This window comes from Enterobacter cloacae complex sp. 2024EL-00227 (assembly GCF_043945315.1).
GTDB lineage: Bacteria > Pseudomonadota > Gammaproteobacteria > Enterobacterales > Enterobacteriaceae > Enterobacter > Enterobacter roggenkampii.
The window spans coordinates 1-19456 of sequence record NZ_JBIMQP010000012.1; the positions used below are offsets into that span (position 1 = coordinate 1).

Annotated in this window: 22 protein-coding genes, 1 tRNA gene and 1 rRNA gene; 10 read left to right on the plus strand and 14 right to left on the minus strand. The window is 55.3% G+C overall.

The features are described 5' to 3' along the window. The first annotated feature begins 1 nt into the window (after position 1). Positions 2-117, plus strand: a 5S ribosomal RNA gene (gene rrf / locus ACHH0Z_RS18900). 240 nt (positions 118-357) lie between these two features. On the opposite strand, the gene ACHH0Z_RS18905 is transcribed toward rrf, so the two are convergent. The 6 genes from ACHH0Z_RS18905 to aspA all read right to left on the minus strand — a co-directional run bounded on the left by ACHH0Z_RS18905 (position 358) and on the right by aspA (position 6143). Beyond that, positions 358-433 (minus strand) — tRNA-Phe (locus tag ACHH0Z_RS18905). A 127-nt stretch (positions 434-560) separates the two neighbouring features. Beyond that, on the minus strand, positions 561-1136 hold the full coding sequence (locus ACHH0Z_RS18910) for a transcriptional regulator (RefSeq protein WP_021240733.1): 576 nt from the start codon (positions 1134-1136) through the stop codon (positions 561-563). A 49-nt stretch (positions 1137-1185) separates the two neighbouring features. Continuing rightward, a complete protein-coding gene (locus ACHH0Z_RS18915; protein ID WP_045409571.1) occupies positions 1186-2877 on the minus strand; it encodes a protein-disulfide reductase DsbD in 1692 nt (563 codons plus the stop codon). After that, the gene (gene cutA, locus ACHH0Z_RS18920) at positions 2853-3176 is read right to left on the minus strand and encodes a divalent cation tolerance protein CutA (protein WP_045409570.1); all 324 of its coding nucleotides are present in this window, start codon (positions 3174-3176) and stop codon (positions 2853-2855) included. The genes ACHH0Z_RS18915 and cutA overlap by 25 nt, the downstream gene beginning before the upstream one ends. Before the next feature lie 113 nt (positions 3177-3289). After that, on the minus strand, positions 3290-4591 hold the full coding sequence (locus ACHH0Z_RS18925; RefSeq protein ID WP_045409568.1) for an anaerobic C4-dicarboxylate transporter: 1302 nt from the start codon (positions 4589-4591) through the stop codon (positions 3290-3292). Positions 4592-4706: 115 nt separating this feature from the next. Then, positions 4707-6143, minus strand: coding sequence for an aspartate ammonia-lyase (gene aspA / locus ACHH0Z_RS18930; RefSeq protein ID WP_003855923.1), 1437 nt, complete (start codon positions 6141-6143; stop codon positions 4707-4709). Between the two features lie 334 nt (positions 6144-6477). Between aspA and ACHH0Z_RS18935 the strand changes: the two genes are divergently transcribed. Next, positions 6478-6942 carry an FxsA family protein gene (locus ACHH0Z_RS18935; protein WP_045409566.1) on the plus strand — a complete coding sequence of 155 codons (465 nt, stop codon included), beginning with the start codon at positions 6478-6480 and terminating at the stop codon, positions 6940-6942. A 36-nt stretch (positions 6943-6978) separates the two neighbouring features. On the opposite strand, the gene yjeH is transcribed toward ACHH0Z_RS18935, so the two are convergent. After that, entirely contained in the window at positions 6979-8199 is a 1221-nt protein-coding gene (gene yjeH, locus ACHH0Z_RS18940; protein ID WP_045409564.1) for an L-methionine/branched-chain amino acid transporter, read from the minus strand. Between the two features lie 179 nt (positions 8200-8378). Between yjeH and ACHH0Z_RS18945 the strand changes: the two genes are divergently transcribed. Next, a complete protein-coding gene (locus ACHH0Z_RS18945; RefSeq protein WP_003855929.1) occupies positions 8379-8672 on the plus strand; it encodes a co-chaperone GroES in 294 nt (97 codons plus the stop codon). Positions 8673-8703: 31 nt separating this feature from the next. Next, a complete protein-coding gene (gene groL / locus ACHH0Z_RS18950; protein ID WP_008502946.1) occupies positions 8704-10347 on the plus strand; it encodes a chaperonin GroEL in 1644 nt (547 codons plus the stop codon). Positions 10348-10412: 65 nt separating this feature from the next. On the opposite strand, the gene iadA is transcribed toward groL, so the two are convergent. The 3 genes from iadA to ACHH0Z_RS18965 are packed head-to-tail and all read right to left on the minus strand — an operon-like array spanning position 10413 to position 12694. Then, positions 10413-11576, minus strand: a complete 1164-nt coding sequence (gene iadA / locus ACHH0Z_RS18955) for a beta-aspartyl-peptidase (RefSeq protein WP_395149559.1) — start codon at positions 11574-11576, stop codon at positions 10413-10415. A 10-nt stretch (positions 11577-11586) separates the two neighbouring features. Beyond that, the gene (locus tag ACHH0Z_RS18960; protein ID WP_023293466.1) at positions 11587-12048 is read right to left on the minus strand and encodes a YjiG family protein; all 462 of its coding nucleotides are present in this window, start codon (positions 12046-12048) and stop codon (positions 11587-11589) included. Continuing rightward, a complete protein-coding gene (locus tag ACHH0Z_RS18965; RefSeq protein ID WP_045409561.1) occupies positions 12029-12694 on the minus strand; it encodes a nucleoside recognition domain-containing protein in 666 nt (221 codons plus the stop codon). The genes ACHH0Z_RS18960 and ACHH0Z_RS18965 overlap by 20 nt, the downstream gene beginning before the upstream one ends. 234 nt (positions 12695-12928) lie before the next feature. Between ACHH0Z_RS18965 and ACHH0Z_RS18970 the strand changes: the two genes are divergently transcribed. Beyond that, positions 12929-13282: a DUF4156 domain-containing protein gene (locus ACHH0Z_RS18970; protein WP_008502942.1), complete on the plus strand. Its 354-nt coding sequence runs from the start codon at positions 12929-12931 to the stop codon at positions 13280-13282. 65 nt (positions 13283-13347) lie between these two features. On the opposite strand, the gene epmB is transcribed toward ACHH0Z_RS18970, so the two are convergent. Next, the gene (gene epmB, locus ACHH0Z_RS18975; protein ID WP_045409559.1) at positions 13348-14376 is read right to left on the minus strand and encodes an EF-P beta-lysylation protein EpmB; all 1029 of its coding nucleotides are present in this window, start codon (positions 14374-14376) and stop codon (positions 13348-13350) included. A gap of 40 nt (positions 14377-14416) precedes the next feature. On the opposite strand from epmB, the gene efp reads away from it, so the two are divergent. From efp to ecnB, 3 genes are all read left to right on the plus strand, one after another. Beyond that, positions 14417-14983: an elongation factor P gene (gene efp, locus ACHH0Z_RS18980; protein ID WP_008502940.1), complete on the plus strand. Its 567-nt coding sequence runs from the start codon at positions 14417-14419 to the stop codon at positions 14981-14983. 59 nt (positions 14984-15042) lie between these two features. After that, positions 15043-15174 carry an entericidin A/B family lipoprotein gene (locus ACHH0Z_RS18985; RefSeq protein ID WP_024907352.1) on the plus strand — a complete coding sequence of 44 codons (132 nt, stop codon included), beginning with the start codon at positions 15043-15045 and terminating at the stop codon, positions 15172-15174. A 108-nt stretch (positions 15175-15282) separates the two neighbouring features. Then, entirely contained in the window at positions 15283-15429 is a 147-nt protein-coding gene (gene ecnB, locus ACHH0Z_RS18990) for a lipoprotein toxin entericidin B (protein ID WP_003025482.1), read from the plus strand. A gap of 37 nt (positions 15430-15466) precedes the next feature. Here the strand turns inward: ecnB and ACHH0Z_RS18995 are convergent, their stop codons facing one another. Further along, on the minus strand, positions 15467-16066 hold the full coding sequence (locus tag ACHH0Z_RS18995) for a LuxR C-terminal-related transcriptional regulator (protein ID WP_021240725.1): 600 nt from the start codon (positions 16064-16066) through the stop codon (positions 15467-15469). A 261-nt stretch (positions 16067-16327) separates the two neighbouring features. Here ACHH0Z_RS18995 and sugE point away from each other — a divergent pair, with 261 nt between their 5' ends. Beyond that, positions 16328-16645: a quaternary ammonium compound efflux SMR transporter SugE gene (sugE, locus tag ACHH0Z_RS19000; protein WP_008502938.1), complete on the plus strand. Its 318-nt coding sequence runs from the start codon at positions 16328-16330 to the stop codon at positions 16643-16645. Here the strand turns inward: sugE and ACHH0Z_RS19005 are convergent. Further along, the gene (locus ACHH0Z_RS19005; RefSeq protein WP_021240724.1) at positions 16642-17172 is read right to left on the minus strand and encodes a lipocalin family protein; all 531 of its coding nucleotides are present in this window, start codon (positions 17170-17172) and stop codon (positions 16642-16644) included. The genes sugE and ACHH0Z_RS19005 overlap by 4 nt on opposite strands. A gap of 130 nt (positions 17173-17302) precedes the next feature. Then, on the minus strand, positions 17303-18448 hold the full coding sequence (locus ACHH0Z_RS19010; RefSeq protein WP_045409557.1) for a cephalosporin-hydrolyzing class C beta-lactamase MIR-7: 1146 nt from the start codon (positions 18446-18448) through the stop codon (positions 17303-17305). A 132-nt stretch (positions 18449-18580) separates the two neighbouring features. On the opposite strand from ACHH0Z_RS19010, the gene ampR reads away from it, so the two are divergent. Continuing rightward, entirely contained in the window at positions 18581-19456 is an 876-nt protein-coding gene (gene ampR / locus ACHH0Z_RS19015) for a LysR family transcriptional regulator AmpR (protein ID WP_023293463.1), read from the plus strand.

Genomic DNA, 19456 nt, shown 5'->3' on the forward strand with positions numbered 1-19456 from the left:
GCCTGGCGGCTTTAGCGCGGTGGTCCCACCTGACCCCATGCCGAACTCAGAAGTGAAACGCCGTAGCGCCGATGGTAGTGTGGGGTCTCCCCATGTGAGAGTAGGGAACTGCCAGGCATCAAACAAGAAGAACCCCGTACCGAAAGGTGCGGGGTTTTTTGCTTTGTGCGCCAGAAAACATGCCGGATGACGGCTTCGCCTTATCCGGCCTACAAAACCTGTAGGCCCGGTAAGCGCAGCGCCACCGGGCATGGCAGACCGCACGATCCCACGGTAAAAAGAAGCAAGAATACTAAAGAAGGGATTTATAAACGCAGAAAAGCAAAAACCCAGCCATAGGCTGGGTTCTTTAAATAGTGGTGCCCGGACTCGGAATCGAACCAAGGACACGGGGATTTTCAATCCCCTGCTCTACCGACTGAGCTATCCGGGCAACGGAGCGCATTAAACCGCAATCGCGCCTTATCGTCAACATTATTTCGGGAAAAGCTGTTCAATTGCTTAACTTTGCGGCAATCTGATGGTTTACGCGTCGAATACGTCAAATTTAACAGGTTCGCTTACGTTAACGCCCCGCCCATACGGCACTGAGCAAAGCGCAGAATATCTTCCGCCAGCCGGTGCGCCGTATCCACATCGGCCTGGCTACGGTTCACCAGCATGCGGCTCAGGCAGCCCTCCAGCACCAGCTCCATCTGTTTCGCCACCATTGCCGGGTCATCCACTTCAAGACGGGTCAGCAGCTCGTGAGTGAAGTCATGCGCAGCCCGTTTTTGCTGATCCGCCAACTGATGGACAGGATGGTCGGGATCGGGATAGAACGTACAGGCCGCAATAAACAGGCAGCCCGGATAGCGATTGTTGCTGACACATTCCGTCAGGGCGGTATAGCGCGCCAGAAGCTTTTGTTCCGCAGTCAGTTCTTCATTCAGCATCAGCTGCCTGCGCCAGATATCAACCTGCTGGCTGAGATAGCGTAGAGCATCATAAACGAGCGCCTCTTTATCCGGCCAGAAGCGCTTAAGATCATCCAGGGGGTAATCGATACGGTCGGCTACCATCTCAAGCGTGGTGCTGGCGATCCCATAAATCTCAAGTAATTGCAGGGCTTGTCCCAGTACGTCTTCGCGTTGCACGGTTATCTCCTCCGCTATTCCCAACGGTGTGTTACGTTTACAGTGTTGTTTACGGTTGGCGATTGCGCAAATGCGCGCTGAATGCCGCGGCATCCATAAAGCCGGTTACACGCTGTTCTGGCTGCTCCTGGCCCTGTTGATTGAAGAACAGGATGGTTGGCAGCCCGAGCACGTTAAGCTGCTTCAGCAGAGCCTTATCCTGCGCATTATTGGCGGTTACGTTCGCCTGGAGCAGAACCGTCTCTTTCAGGGGGTTTTGTACCTGAGGATCGCTAAAGGTGTATTTTTCAAACTCTTTGCAGGCGACGCACCAGTCGGCATAGAGATCGAGCATCACCGGCTTGCCTTTCGCCTGTGCGAGCGCGCTGTTGAGCTCATCGACGTTCTTAATCTGGATGAAGTTCAAATGCGCCTGCGTCTGGCTGACCGGCGAGCCGAACGCCCAATCCTGCAGAGGACGCACGCTCACCAGCGCGGCGGCGAGCAGGAGGATTTGCACCAGGCGCATCCACGCTTTTTTGGCCCCCAGACTGACGATAAATGCCCAGGAGAAGAACGCTACGCCGAGCATCGCCCACAGGCGAGTGCCCCAGACGTCACCCGTAATGCGTTCCAGCAGAAACACCGGCAGCGCCAGAATCACAAAACCAAATGCGGTTTTCACCGTCTCCATCCACGGGCCGCTCTTCGGCAGCAGGCGGTTGCCAAAAACCGTGACCAGAATGAGCGGCAGGCCCATGCCCAGCGCATAAAGGTACAGCGTACCGCCGCCGAGCCACAGATTGCCGCTCTGGGCAATATAGAGCAGGATGGCGCTCAGCGGGGCAGTGGTGCAAGGGGAGCAAATCAGTCCGGCGATGGCCCCCATCATAAACACGCCGCCTGCCGAGCCTCCCTGCTGACGATTACTCATCAGCGTTAAGCGGGTTTGTAGAGCAGACGGTAACTGCAGCGTGAACAGGCCAAACATCGACAGTGCCAGCAGGATAAATATCGCCGACAGGCCAATCAGCACGTACGGGTGCTGAAGTGCGGCCTGGAACTGCAACCCGGCAGCGGCGACCACAAGGCCGAGTGCCGTGTAGGTCAGCGCCATACCCTGCACGTAAATAAAGGCCAGCAGCAGCGCGCGGGCGGTGGAAAGGCGCTGTTTGCCGCCCAGCACAATGCCAGAGATGAGCGGATACATCGGCAGCACGCAAGGGGTAAAGGCAATGCCGATACCGATCAGCAAGGCCCACAGCGCGGAGAACGGAAGGTCAGCGGGAGCTTCACGCTTCTCGCCCGAAGGAAGAGGGGGAACCGTGGCAGAGGCTTTCACCTCACTAAGCGGAACCATTTTTGTTTCAGGCGGATAGCAGAATCCGGCATCCGCGCACCCCTGATAGGTCACCGTCAGGGTCGCACCTTTATCCGCCTGATTCACCGTAACAGGCACGCTCAGGTGCTGGCGATAGATTTCGCTTTTGCCGTAAAACTCATCTTCATGCCACTCGCCAGAGGGCATCTGTAAAGCGCCCACGCTGGCCTGAGCAGGCGTAATGCTTACCTGCTTGCGATAGAGGTAATAGCCCTCTTTCACCTGCCAGTTAAGCGTAAGGTCATGCTGGTTTTGCTGAAAATCGAAAACAAACGCCTGGTCGGCAGGGATGAAGTTCGAACGGCCGGGCGCGTCAAACAACCCGGCAAATACTGATGTGCTGCACAGCAGCAGGATCAGCGTAAGGAAGCGTTGAGCCATGAGAGATAGTCGTTATCGCCATGAACCACTGGCAGGACCAGCAGCTCCGAGGTTTGGTAAGGATGATGAGATTTGAGGCAGTCCAGGAGTGCCTGCTGATTCGCCAGATTGGTTTTGAGCAACATCTGGACTTCGTACTCTTGCTCCAGCTTACCTTCCCAGTAGTAAAGAGAGGTCGCGCCGGGGAGGAGCGTGACGCAGGCTGCCAGTTTTTCGGCCAGCACTTTGGCGGCGAGATCCTGGGCAGAGGCTTCATCAGGGGCGGTACACAGTACGACAACGGCATCAGGCGTGTTCACAAGTCGACCTCCTCATCACGAAAGGTTTCACTATATCACGCAAGGCGGTTGGTCATTAATGAAACGGGCCGCAGAGCGGCCCGATTTTAACTATTTTTACAACCGGGAACGGTTTACAGCACCACGCCACCGATGATAAAGCCGAGGATCACGCAGAGTGAAATGGCGACCACGCCCGGGATCAGGAACGCATGGTTAAACACATACTTACCGATACGGGTTGAGCCTGTGTCGTCCATCTCAACGGCCGCCAGCAAGGTTGGGTAGGTAGGCAGCACAAACAGGGCAGAAACAGCAGCAAACGAGGCGATAGCGGTTAACGGGGTGACGCCCAGCATCAGAGCCGCAGGCATCAGCGCTTTGGTGGTCGCTGCCTGAGAGTAAAGCAGGGTAGCCGCAAAGAACAGCACGACCGCCAGCAGCCATGGGTAGTTATGCAGCAGGTCGCCTGCTACGGTCTGAATGTCGCTAATGTGCGCTTTCACGAAGGTATCACCGAGCCACGCCACACCCAGCACGCACACGCAGGCGCTCATACCGGATTTGAAAGTGCTGGCGTTCAGCACTTCGCTGGTGTCAATTTTACAGGTGATGCTAATCAGCGTTGCGATGGTCAGCATGAACACCACAATCGCTTCGTTACGCGACAGGACCGGGTTCTGGATCAGCCCCACGGTATCGCTGATGGCGGTCGCATAGAACATGACGGCAACAATACCAATCAGGAACAGCAGCACGGAGCGTTTCGCATGTGGCTTCAGTTCGAAGATCTGGCTGCCGCGCAGGCTCACTTCACCTTTTGCCAGACGCTCCTGATAAACCGGATCGTCTTTCAGTTCAGCACCGAGGAAGTTACACAGCACGGCGGTAATCATCACCGCAATCAGCGTCACCGGAATGCAGATCGCCAGCAGCGTCAGGTAGCTCACGCCCATCGGCTCCAGGATACCGGCGAAGAAGACCACCGCCGCGGAAATCGGCGAGGCGGTAATCGCGATCTGGGACGCGACGACGGCAATAGAGAGCGGACGCGACGGACGGATGCCCTGTTCTTTCGCCACTTCGGTGATCACCGGCAGCGTGGAGAAAGCGGTGTGGCCAGTACCGGCGAGAATGGTCATAAACCAGGTCACCAGCGGAGCAAGGAAGGTTATGTATTTCGGGTGGCGGCGTAGCATGCGCTCCGCCAGGCTCACCAGGTAGTCCATACCGCCTGCCACCTGCATGGCGGCAATAGCGGCAATGACTGCCATGATGATTTCGATAACGTCGAACGGGATTGCGCCGGGTTTAATCTGAAAGATAAGGGTAAGAACGAGCACTCCAAGACCGCCGGCAAAACCGATGCCGATACCCCCGAGTCGTGCTCCCAAATAAATCGCCAACAAGACGATGACGAGTTCTGCTCCAAACATAAGGACCTGCCTTGCTTATTAACAAGTTGATATTGAATTGTTGTATTTTGGTAACGCCTAAAAAGAAAAAAGGCACGTCACAAGTGACGTGCCTTAAGAAGCCTAGCCTGAACGGTTACTGTTCGCTTTCATCGGTATATCGTTTCGCTTTATAGGCCGGGTGCATCAGGTTCTGGGCTGAGAAAATATCGTCCAGCTCGGCTTCGGTCAACAGCCCGCGCTCCAGCACCACTTCACGCACGCTCTTACCGGTTTCGGCGCAAATCTTACCGACGATGTCGCCGTTATGGTGCCCGATGAACGGGTTGAGGTAGGTGACGATCCCGATGGAGTTATAGACATAACCCTCGCAGACTTCTTTATTCGCCGTGATGCCGTTGATGCATTTTTCCAGCAGGTTGTAGCAGGCGTTGGTCAGAATGTGGATAGATTCAAACATCGCCTGGCCAATGACTGGCTCCATCACGTTCAGCTGCAGCTGACCCGCTTCAGAGGCCATGGTCACGGTCGTATCGTTACCGATGACTTTGAAGCAAACCTGATTCACTACTTCTGGCACGACCGGGTTCACCTTGGCTGGCATGATGGACGAACCTGCCTGCAGTTCTGGCAGGTTGATTTCGTTCAGGCCAGCGCGCGGGCCGGAAGAGAGCAGGCGCAGGTCGTTACAAATTTTGGACAGCTTAACCGCCAGACGTTTCAGCGCGCTGTGTACCATGACGTAGGCGCCGCAGTCGGAGGTCGCTTCAATCAGGTCTTCTGCAGGCACAACCGGCAGGTTGGACACTTCAGCCAGCTTCTGTACCGCCAGCTGCTGATAGCCATCCGGGGTGTTCAGACGCGTACCGATGGCGGTAGCGCCCAGGTTCACTTCCAGCAGCAGCTCGGAGGTGCGCAGCAGATTTTTAGTCTCTTCGTTCAGCAGGACGTTAAACGCGTGGAATTCCTGGCCGAGGGTCATCGGTACCGCATCCTGCAGCTGGGTACGACCCATTTTCAGAATGTCCTGGAACTCAACCGCTTTACGCTGGAAGCCATCACCCAGTTGGTTGATCGCATCCACCAGTTTCACCACGGAGGCATACACCGCGATACGGAAGCCGGTAGGGTACGCGTCGTTGGTAGACTGGCATTTGTTGACGTGGTCGTTCGGGTTCAGGTACTGGTATTCACCTTTCTGGTGACCCATCAGCTCCAGGCCAATGTTTGCCAGTACTTCGTTGGTATTCATGTTGACGGAGGTGCCCGCGCCGCCCTGATAGACGTCAACCGGGAACTGATCCATGCATTTGCCGTTGTTCAGCACTTCATCGCAGGCTGCGATAATCGCATTTGCCGCGCTTTTAGGAATGGTTTGCAGCTCTTTGTTGGCCAGGGCTGCGGCTTTCTTCACCATCACCATGCCACGAACAAACTCAGGGATGTCGCTGATTTTGCTGTTGCTGATGTAGAAGTTTTCAATCGCTCTCAGAGTGTGGACACCGTAGTAGGCATCCGCTGGAACTTCCCTGGTACCCAACAAGTCTTCTTCGATACGAATGTTGTTTAACATGTGAACCTTCTTTTCAAGCTGCCGATGGATTGTACTAAACACACAGTATTTATGTGGTTTTGAATATTTTCTGACCGACGATTATTCCCTCAATCAGCCAGATGCTCGAGATCATATGCTGATGATAGCGAATTGCCGTAAGCTGGATCACTTATTATCGAGCCGATTCCATGATAATTATTAATCTGTGAAATGGGTCACCGCTTTAATATTTCCAAAAAAAATATCCGTGCAAACTGATTGAATTTTCGCTAACCGTCACCATCTCATACAAACGCGCGTCGCGAACACATTCAGACAGGGGCCGATGGCCTCTGCCACACAGGAGATGCCAGTGCGCTGGATACCGTTTATTGCTTTCTTTCTCTATGTTTACATTGAGATTTCCATTTTCATCCAGGTTGCCCATGTGCTGGGCGTCCTGCTGACGCTGATTCTGGTGATTTTCACCTCCATCATCGGCATGTCGCTGGTGCGTAATCAGGGTTTCAAAAATTTCCTGATAATGCAGCAAAAGATGGCCGCAGGCGAAAGCCCGGCGGAAGAGATGATCAAAAGCGTGTCGTTGATTATTGCGGGGCTGCTGCTGATTCTGCCCGGGTTCTTCACCGACTTCCTCGGCCTTCTGCTGCTTCTGCCGCCGGTGCAAAAGCACCTGACCATGAAGCTGCTGCCGCATCTGCGCTTTAGCCGTATGCCGGGCGGTGGGTTCAGCACCGGGCCAGGCGACACGTTTGAAGGGGAATATCAGCGTAAGGATGAACAGCACGACCGTCTGGATCACAAAGACGAACGGTGATTTTGTTGCCCGGTGGCGCTTCGCTTACCGGGCCTACTAAAGCGCCAGCCACAACACCGCCAGCATGACGATGGCGTACATACTTTTCCACCCCACCATTGCCAGCAACAGCAGGCACAGTAGCCCCCCGACAAGCGCCAGTGCTTTATAACGGCCTTTCAGCAGACGACAACCTGCCAGCATGCACAGCAGGTAGATCATGATGAAAATGCCATTGGCGTAGACGAGCAGCGTATCCAGATTGACCTTCAGGGCGTAAATGCACAGCGTACTCACCACGCAGCAGCCCAGTACGGCATTCAGGGCATTCAGCGGCAGCTGGCGTTTAGACAGCCGTGCGAGGTGGTTATCAGGTCTGTAAAGCGCCTGCGACCACACCAGACGGGCAAAGCTCTGGATATAAATGTTGAGGCTGGCAAAACAGGCCAGATAGCCGATAACGCAGGCGATCCACAGCGCCTTCACACCAAACAGTTCAACCACGATACCCGGCAGCGATGCCGCGGCGGCGAGATCGGCTCCGAAAGCCTTGAAGTGCAACACGAGCACGGTACACGCCCAGTACACCGTGCCTGCCAGCAGCAGGCCGATCATCAGTGCGCGGGGGAAATCACGTTCAGGCTGCTTAAATTCTGACGTCAGATGAGCAAAGGCCTCCAGACCGACAAAACACCAGAACATGACGGAGAGCGCGGCAAAAAGCTGTGAGTGGTCGACGTCTGTCACGGCCGGGAAGGGAATCTCTTTTACGGTGATATCGCCCGCCCACCAGATAGCGGCAACGAGCGCGACAATCAGCACCGCAACCAGTGTCTGCAGGTTGGCGCTGGAGCGGGCTCCGCGTGAACCCACCCACCAGACGATAGCCAGCGTACCCAGTTCGGCCAACAGCAACTGCTCGTCATGCCAGCCAAACAGCGCCTGGCCAAAGCCGGTTGCAATGTGCAGCGCCGCAGGAAGCCCAACCGGAATAACGGAGAGAAACAGCCAGCCGGTCACACGCTCCAGTCGCGGGCCAAATGCCAGCCCGACAAAATGCGCCACGCCGCCCGCGCTGGGGAAATGCCGCCCCAGGATGGCAAACACAATGGCAATCGGGAAAACCAATACAATCAGAACGGGCCACGCCCACAGACTGTTATTTCCGGCTACCAGTGCCGCCAGTGCAGGTACGGCGAACACGCCCGTCCCTAATAAGGAGGTTGAGAGCAGGCCGACGCCCTGCGCCAGCCCCAACTCCTGCTTGAGTCCACTCATTGACATCGTCCTGCCAATTCCAAAAGAGAGGCGATGGTAACACTTTCGCAAAATTTTTTTTCAACTCCCCCTTGAAGGGGTAAAAAGCTATCCCCATCTCTCAGGGCACTAGTCGGAAAACCGCATGCGGGCCGGCGTCATCCATAACTGATAATGACTTTCTCAAAGGAGAGCTATCAATGAGTATTCGTCCGTTACATGATCGTGTGATCGTCAAACGTAAAGAAGTTGAAACCAAGTCTGCTGGCGGCATCGTTCTGACCGGTTCTGCAGCAGCCAAATCAACGCGTGGCGAAATCATCGCTGTCGGTAAGGGCCGCATCCTGGAAAACGGAACTGTGCAGCCACTGGACGTTAAAGTTGGTGACATCGTAATTTTCAACGATGGCTACGGCGTGAAATCCGAGAAGATCGACAATGAAGAAGTGTTGATCATGTCCGAGAGCGACATTCTGGCAATTGTTGAAGCGTAATTTACGCACGAGAATTTGAGGAAATAAGAACATGGCAGCTAAAGACGTAAAATTCGGTAACGACGCTCGTGTAAAAATGCTCCGCGGCGTAAACGTACTGGCAGATGCAGTTAAAGTGACCCTGGGCCCGAAAGGCCGTAACGTAGTGCTGGATAAATCCTTCGGCGCGCCAACCATCACCAAAGACGGTGTTTCCGTAGCACGTGAAATCGAGCTGGAAGACAAGTTCGAAAACATGGGTGCGCAGATGGTGAAAGAAGTGGCCTCTAAAGCGAACGACGCTGCAGGCGACGGTACCACCACCGCGACCGTTCTGGCGCAGGCCATCATCACCGAAGGTCTGAAAGCCGTTGCGGCGGGCATGAACCCAATGGATCTGAAACGTGGTATCGACAAAGCTGTCGCCTCCGCTGTGGAAGAACTGAAAGCGCTGTCCGTACCGTGCTCTGACTCTAAAGCGATTGCTCAGGTTGGTACCATCTCCGCTAACTCCGACGAAACCGTGGGTAAACTGATCGCGGAAGCGATGGACAAAGTCGGTAAAGAAGGCGTAATCACCGTTGAAGACGGTACCGGTCTGGAAGACGAACTGGACGTGGTTGAAGGTATGCAGTTCGACCGCGGTTACCTGTCCCCATACTTCATCAACAAGCCAGAGACTGGCGCTGTTGAGCTGGAAAGCCCGTTCATCCTGCTGGCTGACAAAAAAATCTCCAACATCCGCGAAATGCTGCCAGTGCTGGAAGCCGTTGCGAAAGCAGGCAAACCGCTGGTTATCATCGCTGAAGATGTTGAAGGCGAAGCGCTGGCGACCCTGGTGGTTAACACCATGCGCGGCATCGTGAAAGTGGCTGCGGTTAAAGCACCTGGCTTCGGCGATCGTCGTAAAGCGATGCTGCAGGATATCGCTACCCTGACCGGCGGTACCGTCATCTCTGAAGAGATCGGTATGGAGCTGGAAAAAGCGACCCTGGAAGACCTGGGCCAGGCAAAACGCGTTGTGATCAACAAAGACACCACCACCATCATCGATGGCGTGGGTGAAGAAGCCGCTATTCAGGGCCGCGTTGGTCAGATCCGTAAGCAGATCGAAGAAGCGACTTCCGATTACGACCGTGAAAAACTGCAGGAGCGCGTAGCGAAACTGGCAGGCGGCGTTGCGGTAATCAAAGTCGGTGCTGCGACCGAAGTTGAAATGAAAGAGAAAAAAGCGCGCGTTGACGATGCCCTGCACGCGACCCGTGCTGCGGTAGAAGAAGGCGTGGTTGCGGGTGGTGGCGTTGCGCTGGTGCGCGTTGCCGCTAAACTGGCTGGCCTGACCGCTCAGAACGAAGACCAGAACGTGGGTATCAAAGTTGCGCTGCGCGCAATGGAAGCGCCTCTGCGTCAGATCGTGTCTAACGCCGGTGAAGAGCCATCTGTGGTGGCGAACAAGGTGAAAGCGGGCGAAGGTAACTACGGTTACAACGCGGCAACTGAAGAATACGGCAACATGATCGACTTCGGTATCCTGGACCCAACTAAAGTGACCCGTTCTGCTCTGCAGTACGCGGCCTCTGTTGCTGGTCTGATGATCACCACCGAGTGCATGGTGACCGACCTGCCTAAAGGCGATGCGCCTGACTTAGGTGCTGCTGGCATGGGCGGCATGGGTGGAATGGGCGGCATGATGTAATCATGTTGTTCTGAACCTCTCAGAACGAACCCCGGGCAGAAATGCCCGGGGTTTTTTATTGGGTGCTATTCGAAAGTGCCTTTGACGCACACGGCACCTTCACGCACCATCTGGCGGCCTTTGGCCCAGACCTCGCGAATCTTCAGATCGTCCGTCAGTACCAGGAAATCCGCATCGCATCCGGGCGCGAGCCGTCCCTTATGCTCCAGCCCGAGAAACGCCGCCACGTTTCGCGTAAAGGGAAGAAGCGCCTCTTCCAGCGGCAGCTGATGCCGGCTGACCAGCTGCTGCAGCGTTTCGAGCAGGGATTCGAACCCCGCCACGCCCATACCCACCAGATTGCCGCTCTCATCAAATTTCGGCTGGCTGCCGTTGCCGTCCGAACTGAGCGTAAGCCGGTTAAACGGCACCTGCGCCTCGCGGGCCATCACGATGGCGCTGGCGGCGTCAATCGGTTCACTGATGCTGGTCGTGATGTCGATAAAGCCGCCTTCGCGGGCATAGCTCAGCGCGGCAAGGAACAGCGCCCGGGCGCGGTTAACGTGGGTTGGCAGCAGTTTTACGCGGGGAACGTCGGCGTTATTCAGGATGCTAAATAGCGGCTCCAGCAGCTTTGGGCTGTTGCCGAGGTGAAACACGGAAATACCCGCTTTGGCACCCAACAGCCCGCCTACGCGTGACTGGGCAGCCATACTGGCGAGCTGGTCCTCGGCTGGCGCGGAAGAACGATGGTCAGAGATCGCGCATTTCACGCCAATGATTTTATCAATCAGCGCCACGTCTTTTTCGACACTGCCGGTGATGGTCGGCGAAGGCAGCCCGTACGCCCCCGTCAGCATCCATGCGCTGATCCCTTCATGCTCAAGCGCCCGCGTTTTTGCCAGCAGCGATTCAGGATGCCGGGTCACGCCGTCGGTGCCCAGCAGGCCAACAACCGAGGTGATGCCTGCGGCAACGAGTGCAGACAGGCGAACCTCTGGCGTGCGGGTGTGAGGGCCCGCCTCACCGCCGCCACCGATCAAATGCACATGCTGGTCAATAAACCCCGGGCAAACCACCGCCCCAGCCAGATCGCTTTCCGGGCAGTCTGGCCTCGTTGTTCCGTGGTTCGCTTTTTCGATCGCCACGATTTTTCCCGCAGCGATCAGCAGATCGCAATGTCCCTTATCCTCCGGGGCGTAGAGATGTGCGTTGCGGAAAAGGTGAGGGTTCAGCACTGAAAAATTCATTTTTATCTCCTCAGAAGAGTAGCTGCATCACCCACATTGAGAGCAGGGCATTAATGACACAAAGAGTAATAATATGCGGATAATATTTCGGGTTTACGCCGGCGGTACCCAGGCAGCGGCCGGTGTTTTGCACCGGATTGCCCATCAGATAGATGGCGGGCAGCAGGATGGTGGCATCGTGGCCGTTGAGCGTGCCGGCGGCGACCAGGCTGGCGCAGACGCCCACGCCGCCGCCCATACTCATCACCGAGGCCAAAAGAACCGTTGCCGCCGCACCCGGAAGGCCCCACAGCGCCATAATTGGCTCGCATATCTTGCCGACAATATCCAGCAGGCCGGTGACCTTGAGCGCCTGAATGATGACAAACGCCATGACGACGTTTGGCAAGAGGCTGGTGGTGGCGATGGTAAAGCCGCGCCGGGCGCCATCAATAAACATATCCATGATATTTTTACGCGGCTGGGCGATCATGTTCTTCCTCCTGAAGACGACGATTTTCCATGTGGGCGATCCACAGGCGCAGGACGTTCGCACCAACGAATTTAAACACCAGAATAACGGCCAGCGGCGTAATCACCGGGATGGTGATAACGGTGAAGAGCGCGGCACCGGAAGAAAAATAGTTGGTAATGATGGCGCTACCGCTGGTCTGGAAGGTGGCGAAAATAGCGCGCTCCTGATCCGTAATCGCGCCTTCATCGGTTAACTCTTTGGTCATCCCTGCCGCCGCATCGGTGTTTTGCAGGTTGGCTATCAGCGCCAGGGAGCAAACGCCCGGCACACCCAGCAGCGGACGTAAAATGGGGGTCATAAGCTGCTGTGCGGCACGTAACCCGCCCAGACCTTCGGTGACGGCAATGATACCGAGCGATAAAATGACCGAGGGAGCCAGCTCAAGGGCAAAGAGGAAACCGTCTTTCGCCCCCGTTCCGCCCGTTCCGCGAAACGTCAGAACGCCGTTGACCGGGCCAAAGCTGCCGTTTAAGACGGTAAAATCCAGCACGCGCCACCATTCGGTGCTTTTGGCGAAAAAGCCCGAGAAAAAAACGATGGTAAGTACAAACGCCACATAACCCACCCATGTCACTTTTTCCTCTCCTGAGGATGATGCACTCATAAAACCTCCTTTTTTAGTCGCGTACAAAAGTTGTACGTTGCATCACTAAAAACGATCGGGGGCTAAAACACGATATCCCAAAGGTTATTATCAGAATTCATTTAAGATGTCGGAGGAGTGCCTCGCGGAATCTGGCTCGCAGAAATGCGCGGGGGTTTTTCTTTTAGTCATCTTTTAGGTATAAGATTTACACACGGACAATTACTGTCCAGCTTATTGAAAACGAGGAATAACATGCGCGTAAAAGTCTGTGCAGGGATTGTAGGGGCAGCACTGCTGCTGGCGGGTTGTAGCTCCAGCAATGAGCTGTCGGCAGCGGGCCAGGGCGTTCGCTTTGTGGAAGATAAGCCTGGCAGTGAATGCCAGCTGTTAGGCACGGCAACCGGTGAACAAAGTAACTGGATGTCGGGTCAGCACGGTGAGGAAGGCGGTTCTATGCGCGGAGCGGCGAATGCCCTGCGTAATCAGGCTGCGGCAATGGGCGGCAACGTGATTTACGGCGTAAGTAGCCCAACGCAGAGTATGCTGTCCAGCTTCGTGCCGACCGCCAGCCAGATGACGGGCCAGGTCTATAAGTGCCCGAACTGATGTAATGTGCTAATGGCGCTGCGCCCAGCCCTGTAGGGCGGGTAAGCGTAGCGCCACCTGCCTTTTTAGTGCTGCCGCAGCTGCAAATCGAGCGGCGTCTTGCTCGGCTCTCCGCCAATCTCACGTGCCAGCTTCGGCACCATATAGCCTGAAACCAGCGTTAACAGTTCGCGCATAATCTGCCGGGCTTCTTCATCCGTCACCATGAAATGCGCCGCGCCCTGAACGCGATCCAGCACGTGCAGGTAATACGGCATCACGCCCGCATCAAACAGAGCATTGCTCAGATCGGCCAGCACGCGGGCGCTATCATTCACGCCACGCAGCAGCACGCTCTGGTTCAGCAGCGTCACGCCCGCTTTACGCAGTCGCGCCATCGCCGCGCGAAACGCATCGTCAATTTCGTTCGCGTGATTAATATGATTCACCAGCAGCACCTGCAGGCGGGATTGCTCCAGGCGTGCCACAAGGCCGTCGGTGATACGTGCCGGAATAACAATCGGTAAGCGGCTATGAATGCGCAGGCGCTTAATGTGCGGGATGGCTTCAAGCTGAGTCAGCAGCCAGTCCAGCTCATGATCTTTCGCCATCAACGGGTCACCGCCGGAAAATATAATCTCATCCAGCTCCGGATGGGCGGCGATATAGTCCAGCGCGACCTGCCAGTTGCGTTTATTGCCCTGGTTTTCGGCATAGGGGAAGTGCCGACGGAAGCAATAACGACAATTTACCGCACACCCGCCTTTTACCAGCAGCAGGGCGCGGTTGAGATATTTGTGCAGTAAACCCGGCACCACGCTGTTCTGCTCTTCCAGCGGATCGGTGCTGTATCCCGGCGCAGTAATAAATTCATCCTGCGAAGTAAGCGTTTGTTTTAATAGCGGATCGTCGGGATTACCTTTCTCCATCCGCGCCACAAACGCACGGGGAACGCGCAGGGCGAAAAGGCGCTTTGCCTCGCGGCCTGCAAGCAACTCTGGGTGCTGATCGAGGTCTACAAGACGCAGCAATTCATCAGGACTGGTGATTACATCGGCAAGTTGCGATAACCAATCTTCTCTGGACGGGGTGTTTAGGGTTACAATATGCGCCATTTTGTGGCTTAGCTACCAGTTAACAAATTTAGAGGGCCTTATGGCAACGTACTATAGCAACGATTTTCGTGCTGGTCTTAAAATCATGATGGACGGCGAACCGTACGCGGTTGAAGCCAGCGAATTCGTTAAACCAGGTAAAGGCCAGGCATTCGCACGCGTTAAGCTGCGCCGTCTGCTGACCGGTACCCGTGTTGAGAAAACCTTCAAGTCTACTGACTCTGCTGAAGGCGCTGATGTTGTTGATATGAACCTGACCTATCTGTACAACGATGGCGAGTTCTGGCATTTCATGAACAACTCCACTTTCGAACAGCTGTCTGCTGATGAGAAAGCGGTAGGTGACAGCGCTAAATGGCTGCTGGATCAGGCTGAGTGCATCGTGACCCTGTGGAACGGCCAGCCTATCGCAGTGACCCCACCAAACTTCGTAGAACTGGAAATCGTTGAAACCGATCCAGGTCTGAAGGGTGATACCGCAGGTACCGGCGGTAAGCCAGCCAAACTGTCTACCGGCGCAGTGGTGAAAGTGCCACTGTTCGTACAGACTGGCGAAGTGATCAAAGTGGATACCCGCTCCGGCGAATACGTATCCCGCGTGAAGTAATTTACGTATGATTGAAGGCGCAGCGCCCGCTGCGCCCGATTTTTTTGCAGGCAGGGATGATGAAACGTACCGTTAAAATTCTGCTTCTGTTAGCGCTCTCCAGTGCATTGCTTTCTGGCTGTAACACCACGCGTGGAATGGGACAAGATATCCAGGATCTGGGTCATATCATTTCTCACGCCGCCAGCTAAGTTCGTCTAATTTTCCTAAAAATGCTTCCTCTTCCGTCAACCGGCGGGATTTTGTCTATTCTTAAGTTGCTATACACAAAACAACTTTGGCTATAAAAGGAAGATATTATGGTTAAGAAGACAATTGCAGCGATCTTTTCAGTCTTGGTACTTTCTTCAGTGTTAACGGCCTGTAATACCACGCGTGGCGTCGGTCAGGATATTTCTGAAGGTGGTAGCGCAATCTCTGGTGCGGCAACAAAAGCTCAGCAGTAATGAATAAACGGTACGGGACCAGCCGGGTTTCGTACCGTCAGCTTTCTGATTCCTGCAGGGATAAGAACGGAGAAAAACGCGTATCCATATGTAATTTCATGCGGATATTGCGTTTATAGGTATAAACCGTTTTTCCGTTGATGCTCAGGTGAGCGGCAATTTTTTGATTGCTCGCGCCGTCCATCCATAACGTCAGCACCTTCTCTTCCTGTCGGGTCAGCAAAGGGGCTGCCGCCGTTGGCCTGTCAGCGCTGGCGCGCGAAATTAACGCGTCGTTGATAACCGTTGCCACCTCTTCGAGACTGGCGTTTTTCAACAGCGACGACCAGACCGGAAACTTCCCAAGCCAGTCGGTCATGCCGCTGTCCTCTCCCGACTGCAGCAAAATAAACGGTAATCGTTCACTGGCGTTAAGCAGGGAAGAGAGCTGCTGAAAATGGTGAATATCCTGCCTGAAGCCGTACAGGTCAGCGATAACCAGCGTCGGTTTCCATTGCAGAATGTGTTCTCTGGCAAGAAACAGATTATTCAGCCCGGTCACAACGTAGTGTCCCGGGAACAAACCGGAATGATTGAGCCATGCTTCAAACCCCGCGCGGGTGAAGTGACAACGGTCAATCAAAAGAATTTTGAACATATTTTATTCGCAGTCGGCTAGTGGTTTGGCTTCCTGCCATCAGAAAGCACATCATCATAGAGAAGTCGGATGAGTGCTAAAAGCCGGAACTCCGCGCCATACTGCGGCTATTTCTTGCCTTAACGTGTTCAGCAAAAAAGGATTGAAAAAAAATAGCACGCTAACCACAATAGGTGGCGTAATCTCTGCCTTACGGGACGACCCGTAAGCGTTTCTTTCACCGGGGACGGCCCCAACTTGCATTAAGTTAAGGAGCCTGACATGTCCTGGATCATTCTTTTTATTGCTGGCCTGCTCGAAGTGGTATGGGCGATTGGTCTCAAGTACACCCACGGATTTACCCGCCTGACGCCCAGCGTCATTACCGTTACCGCCATGATAGTCAGTATTGTTCTGCTATCCTGGGCGATGCGCTCTTTGCCTGTGGGAACGGCTTATGCCGTCTGGACGGGTATTGGCGCGGTGGGGGCCGCCATCACCGGCATTCTGCTGCTCGGCGAGTCAGCGAGTCTGGCGCGTATCGCCAGCCTCGCTCTGATTGTGGCCGGGATCGTTGGGCTTAAGCTCAGCACCCACTAATGGGGCTGTTTTACCCAGATAAGTTTTGATACATCAAACCCTTGCCGGGTCGCGACGTCCAGCATCTGCTGCTTCATTTCTGGTGAAATAGTTGGCGTGCGGGAGAGTATCCACAGGTAGTCGCGATCCGGCCCACAGACCAGCGCATGGCGATACGCTTTGTCGAGCGCTATCACGTTATAACCGCCATAAAACGGACCAAAGAAAGAGACCTTAAGCGCGGCCCGTCGCGGGTCGCCAGTGAAGTACGCTTTTCCCACCGACTGCTGCCACATCTCCCGATCGGGATTATAGCCCCGGTTGATCACCTGAATACCGCCATCATCCATCGGACTGTAATTCGCCGTGACCTTCTCTAGACCCTGCTCAAACCGATGGTCGAGGCGCGCGATTTCATACCATGTTCCAAGGAAGCGTTGTGCATCAAAAGGCGTGACGACGGTGACGCCAGGAGGCGGGGTAGGGGAACTGCAGGCAACCACTAAAAACGCGGCTGTCACCGCGGCGATAACAGGCAGAATGCGCATAGGAGTTTCCTTACTGTTTTTTGTTAAGTGTAGATGACAGCAGGAAAAATGCGGAAGATTGTGCGGCGAATTTCGCCGCACACCGTGGTTTTGTAGGCCGGGTAAGGCGAAGCCGCCACCCGGCAATGTTTTACTGCAGCGCGTCGAGGATACGGTATGCCGCCTCAACGCGTGCCGGGTTCGGATAGCTTTTATTCGCCAGCATCACAATGCCGAGCTGCTTTTCAGGAATAAATGCCACGTAGCTGCCAAACCCGCCCGTCGAGCCTGTTTTATGGACCCAGGAGGCTTTGACCGGCGGCGCGGGTGGATTCACTTCTGCCACGGGCAATGGTGCCAGCGCCACCTTGTTATCACTGCCTCCGACGACGGTTTTGGCATCGACCGGCCAGTTGAGCATCTCCCAGCCCAGCCCCTGATACATAGCCCCCACGCGCCAGTAGCGAGACTGCGCCAGAGCAATGCCTTGCTTGAGTGAGGGAGCCTGAAGAGAATCCGGCTTCATGTTGGCTATCAGCCAGCTCGCCATATCCTTCACGTTAGTTTTTACGCCATAGGCTTCCGCGTCCAGCATCCCTGGCGAAACGTGGACCGCTTTACCCTCACGGTATCCCCAGGCGTAATGCGCCTCTTCCGCTTTCGGGACGTTAATCCAGGTATGGTCCAGCTTGAGGGGTTTAAAGACCCGCGTCGTCATGGCCTGCTCATAGCTCATGCCGGAAGGTTTAACCGCCAGCGCACCAAAAAGACCGATGCTGGCGTTAGCGTAAAGACGCGTGGTACCCGGCTTCCACTGCGGCTGCCAGTTTTGATAAAAGCGCAGCAGAGAGGCGGTATCCGTGACCTCATCCGGCACCTGTAACGGCAGACCGCCTGCGGTATAGGTTGCCAGATCCAGCATGCGAATGCCCTGCCACTGCTTGCCCGTGAGCTCAGGCCAGTATTTTGCTACCGGATCGCCCAGCGCTATTTCACCCCGGGCAATGGCATCGCCGCCCAGTACGCCGGTGAAGGTTTTACTTATAGAGCCCAGCTCAAACAGGGTTTGCGGGGTGACGGGTTTGTTCGCCGCAACATCGGCTTTACCGAAGGTAAAGTAGTGTGGCTGACCCTGATAAATTACCGCCACCGCCATACCCGGAATGGCCTGCGCGTTCATCAGCGGCGTAACGGTACGTTCCACCACCTCAGCCAGCTGTTTTTCGGACATCGGTGCGGCGAATGCAGCGCTGGCGACGCTGAGCAGCAGGGCACAGCTTAGGGATTTTGTCATCATCGGTTATCTTCCGTAATAGCAGTTCAAGGGAGTGTCCGGGCCCGTCAGACCGCTGTAGTCTGTTGGATTTGACTGTGGCTGACAAACGGTTAAATTTAGCATTAGCTGTTAATTTTTCTAACGGATGGGACCATGACCCGCAGCTATCTTCCGCTTAATTCGCTTCGCGCCTTCGAAGCTGCCGCAAGGCACCTCAGTTTTACGCATGCCGCTATTGAACTGAATGTCACCCATTCCGCGATTAGCCAGCACGTAAAGGCGCTGGAGCAGCATCTTAACTGCCAGCTGTTCGTCCGCGTTTCGCGTGGGCTGATGTTGACCACGGAAGGCGAGAATTTGCTGCCGGTGCTGAATGACTCGTTCGACCGAATTGCCGGAATGCTGGATCGCTTTGCCAGCCAGCGCGCCCAGGAGAAGCTGAAAATTGGCGTGGTGGGTACCTTTGCTACGGGGGTGTTATTCTCGCAGCTCGCTGACTTTCGTCGCTGCTATCCGCATATCGATCTTCAGCTGTCGACGCACAACAATCGCGTCGATCCGGCGGCCGAGGGGCTTGATTACGCCATTCGTTATGGCGGCGGGGCGTGGCACGGCACGGAAGCGACGTTTCTTTGCCCTGCACCGCTTGCGCCGCTTTGCACGCCTGACATTGCAGCCGCGTTGCACACCCCTGCCGATATCCTGAAGTTTACCCTCCTGCGTTCTTACCGGCGCGACGAGTGGACCGCCTGGATGCAGGCCGCGGGAGAAAACCCGCCTTCACCGACGCACCGGGTAATGGTATTTGATTCGTCCGTGACCATGCTGGAAGCCGCGCAGGCAGGTACGGGCATCGCGATTGCCCCTGTCGATATGTTCACCCATCTGCTGAACAGTGAGCGCATTGTACAACCCTTTGCGACGCAGATTGACCTTGGCAGCTACTGGCTCACGAGGCTGCAGTCACGCGCAGAAACGCCCGCAATGCGCGAGTTTGCTCAATGGCTGGTGGGGAAGATGCAGAAATAA

Bases quoted from the DNA above. Each gene is read 5' to 3' on its own strand.
- ACHH0Z_RS18915 (WP_045409571.1), bottom strand. From the start codon at position 2,877: ATGGCTCAACGCTTCCTTACGCTGATCCTGCTGCTGTGCAGCACATCA.
- ACHH0Z_RS18925 (WP_045409568.1), bottom strand. From the start codon at position 4,591: ATGTTTGGAGCAGAACTCGTCATCGTCTTGTTGGCGATTTATTTGGGA.
- aspA (WP_003855923.1), bottom strand. From the start codon at position 6,143: ATGTTAAACAACATTCGTATCGAAGAAGACTTGTTGGGTACCAGGGAA.
- yjeH (WP_045409564.1), bottom strand. From the start codon at position 8,199: ATGAGTGGACTCAAGCAGGAGTTGGGGCTGGCGCAGGGCGTCGGCCTG.
- ACHH0Z_RS18945 (WP_003855929.1), top strand. From the start codon at position 8,379: ATGAGTATTCGTCCGTTACATGATCGTGTGATCGTCAAACGTAAAGAA.
- groL (WP_008502946.1), top strand. From the start codon at position 8,704: ATGGCAGCTAAAGACGTAAAATTCGGTAACGACGCTCGTGTAAAAATG.
- iadA (WP_395149559.1), bottom strand. From the start codon at position 11,576: ATGAATTTTTCAGTGCTGAACCCTCACCTTTTCCGCAACGCACATCTC.
- ACHH0Z_RS18960 (WP_023293466.1), bottom strand. From the start codon at position 12,048: ATGATCGCCCAGCCGCGTAAAAATATCATGGATATGTTTATTGATGGC.
- ACHH0Z_RS18965 (WP_045409561.1), bottom strand. From the start codon at position 12,694: ATGAGTGCATCATCCTCAGGAGAGGAAAAAGTGACATGGGTGGGTTAT.
- ACHH0Z_RS18970 (WP_008502942.1), top strand. From the start codon at position 12,929: ATGCGCGTAAAAGTCTGTGCAGGGATTGTAGGGGCAGCACTGCTGCTG.
- epmB (WP_045409559.1), bottom strand. From the start codon at position 14,376: ATGGCGCATATTGTAACCCTAAACACCCCGTCCAGAGAAGATTGGTTA.
- efp (WP_008502940.1), top strand. From the start codon at position 14,417: ATGGCAACGTACTATAGCAACGATTTTCGTGCTGGTCTTAAAATCATG.
- ACHH0Z_RS18985 (WP_024907352.1), top strand. From the start codon at position 15,043: ATGAAACGTACCGTTAAAATTCTGCTTCTGTTAGCGCTCTCCAGTGCA.
- ecnB (WP_003025482.1), top strand. From the start codon at position 15,283: ATGGTTAAGAAGACAATTGCAGCGATCTTTTCAGTCTTGGTACTTTCT.
- ACHH0Z_RS18995 (WP_021240725.1), bottom strand. From the start codon at position 16,066: ATGTTCAAAATTCTTTTGATTGACCGTTGTCACTTCACCCGCGCGGGG.
- sugE (WP_008502938.1), top strand. From the start codon at position 16,328: ATGTCCTGGATCATTCTTTTTATTGCTGGCCTGCTCGAAGTGGTATGG.
- ACHH0Z_RS19005 (WP_021240724.1), bottom strand. From the start codon at position 17,172: ATGCGCATTCTGCCTGTTATCGCCGCGGTGACAGCCGCGTTTTTAGTG.
- ACHH0Z_RS19010 (WP_045409557.1), bottom strand. From the start codon at position 18,448: ATGATGACAAAATCCCTAAGCTGTGCCCTGCTGCTCAGCGTCGCCAGC.
- ampR (WP_023293463.1), top strand. From the start codon at position 18,581: ATGACCCGCAGCTATCTTCCGCTTAATTCGCTTCGCGCCTTCGAAGCT.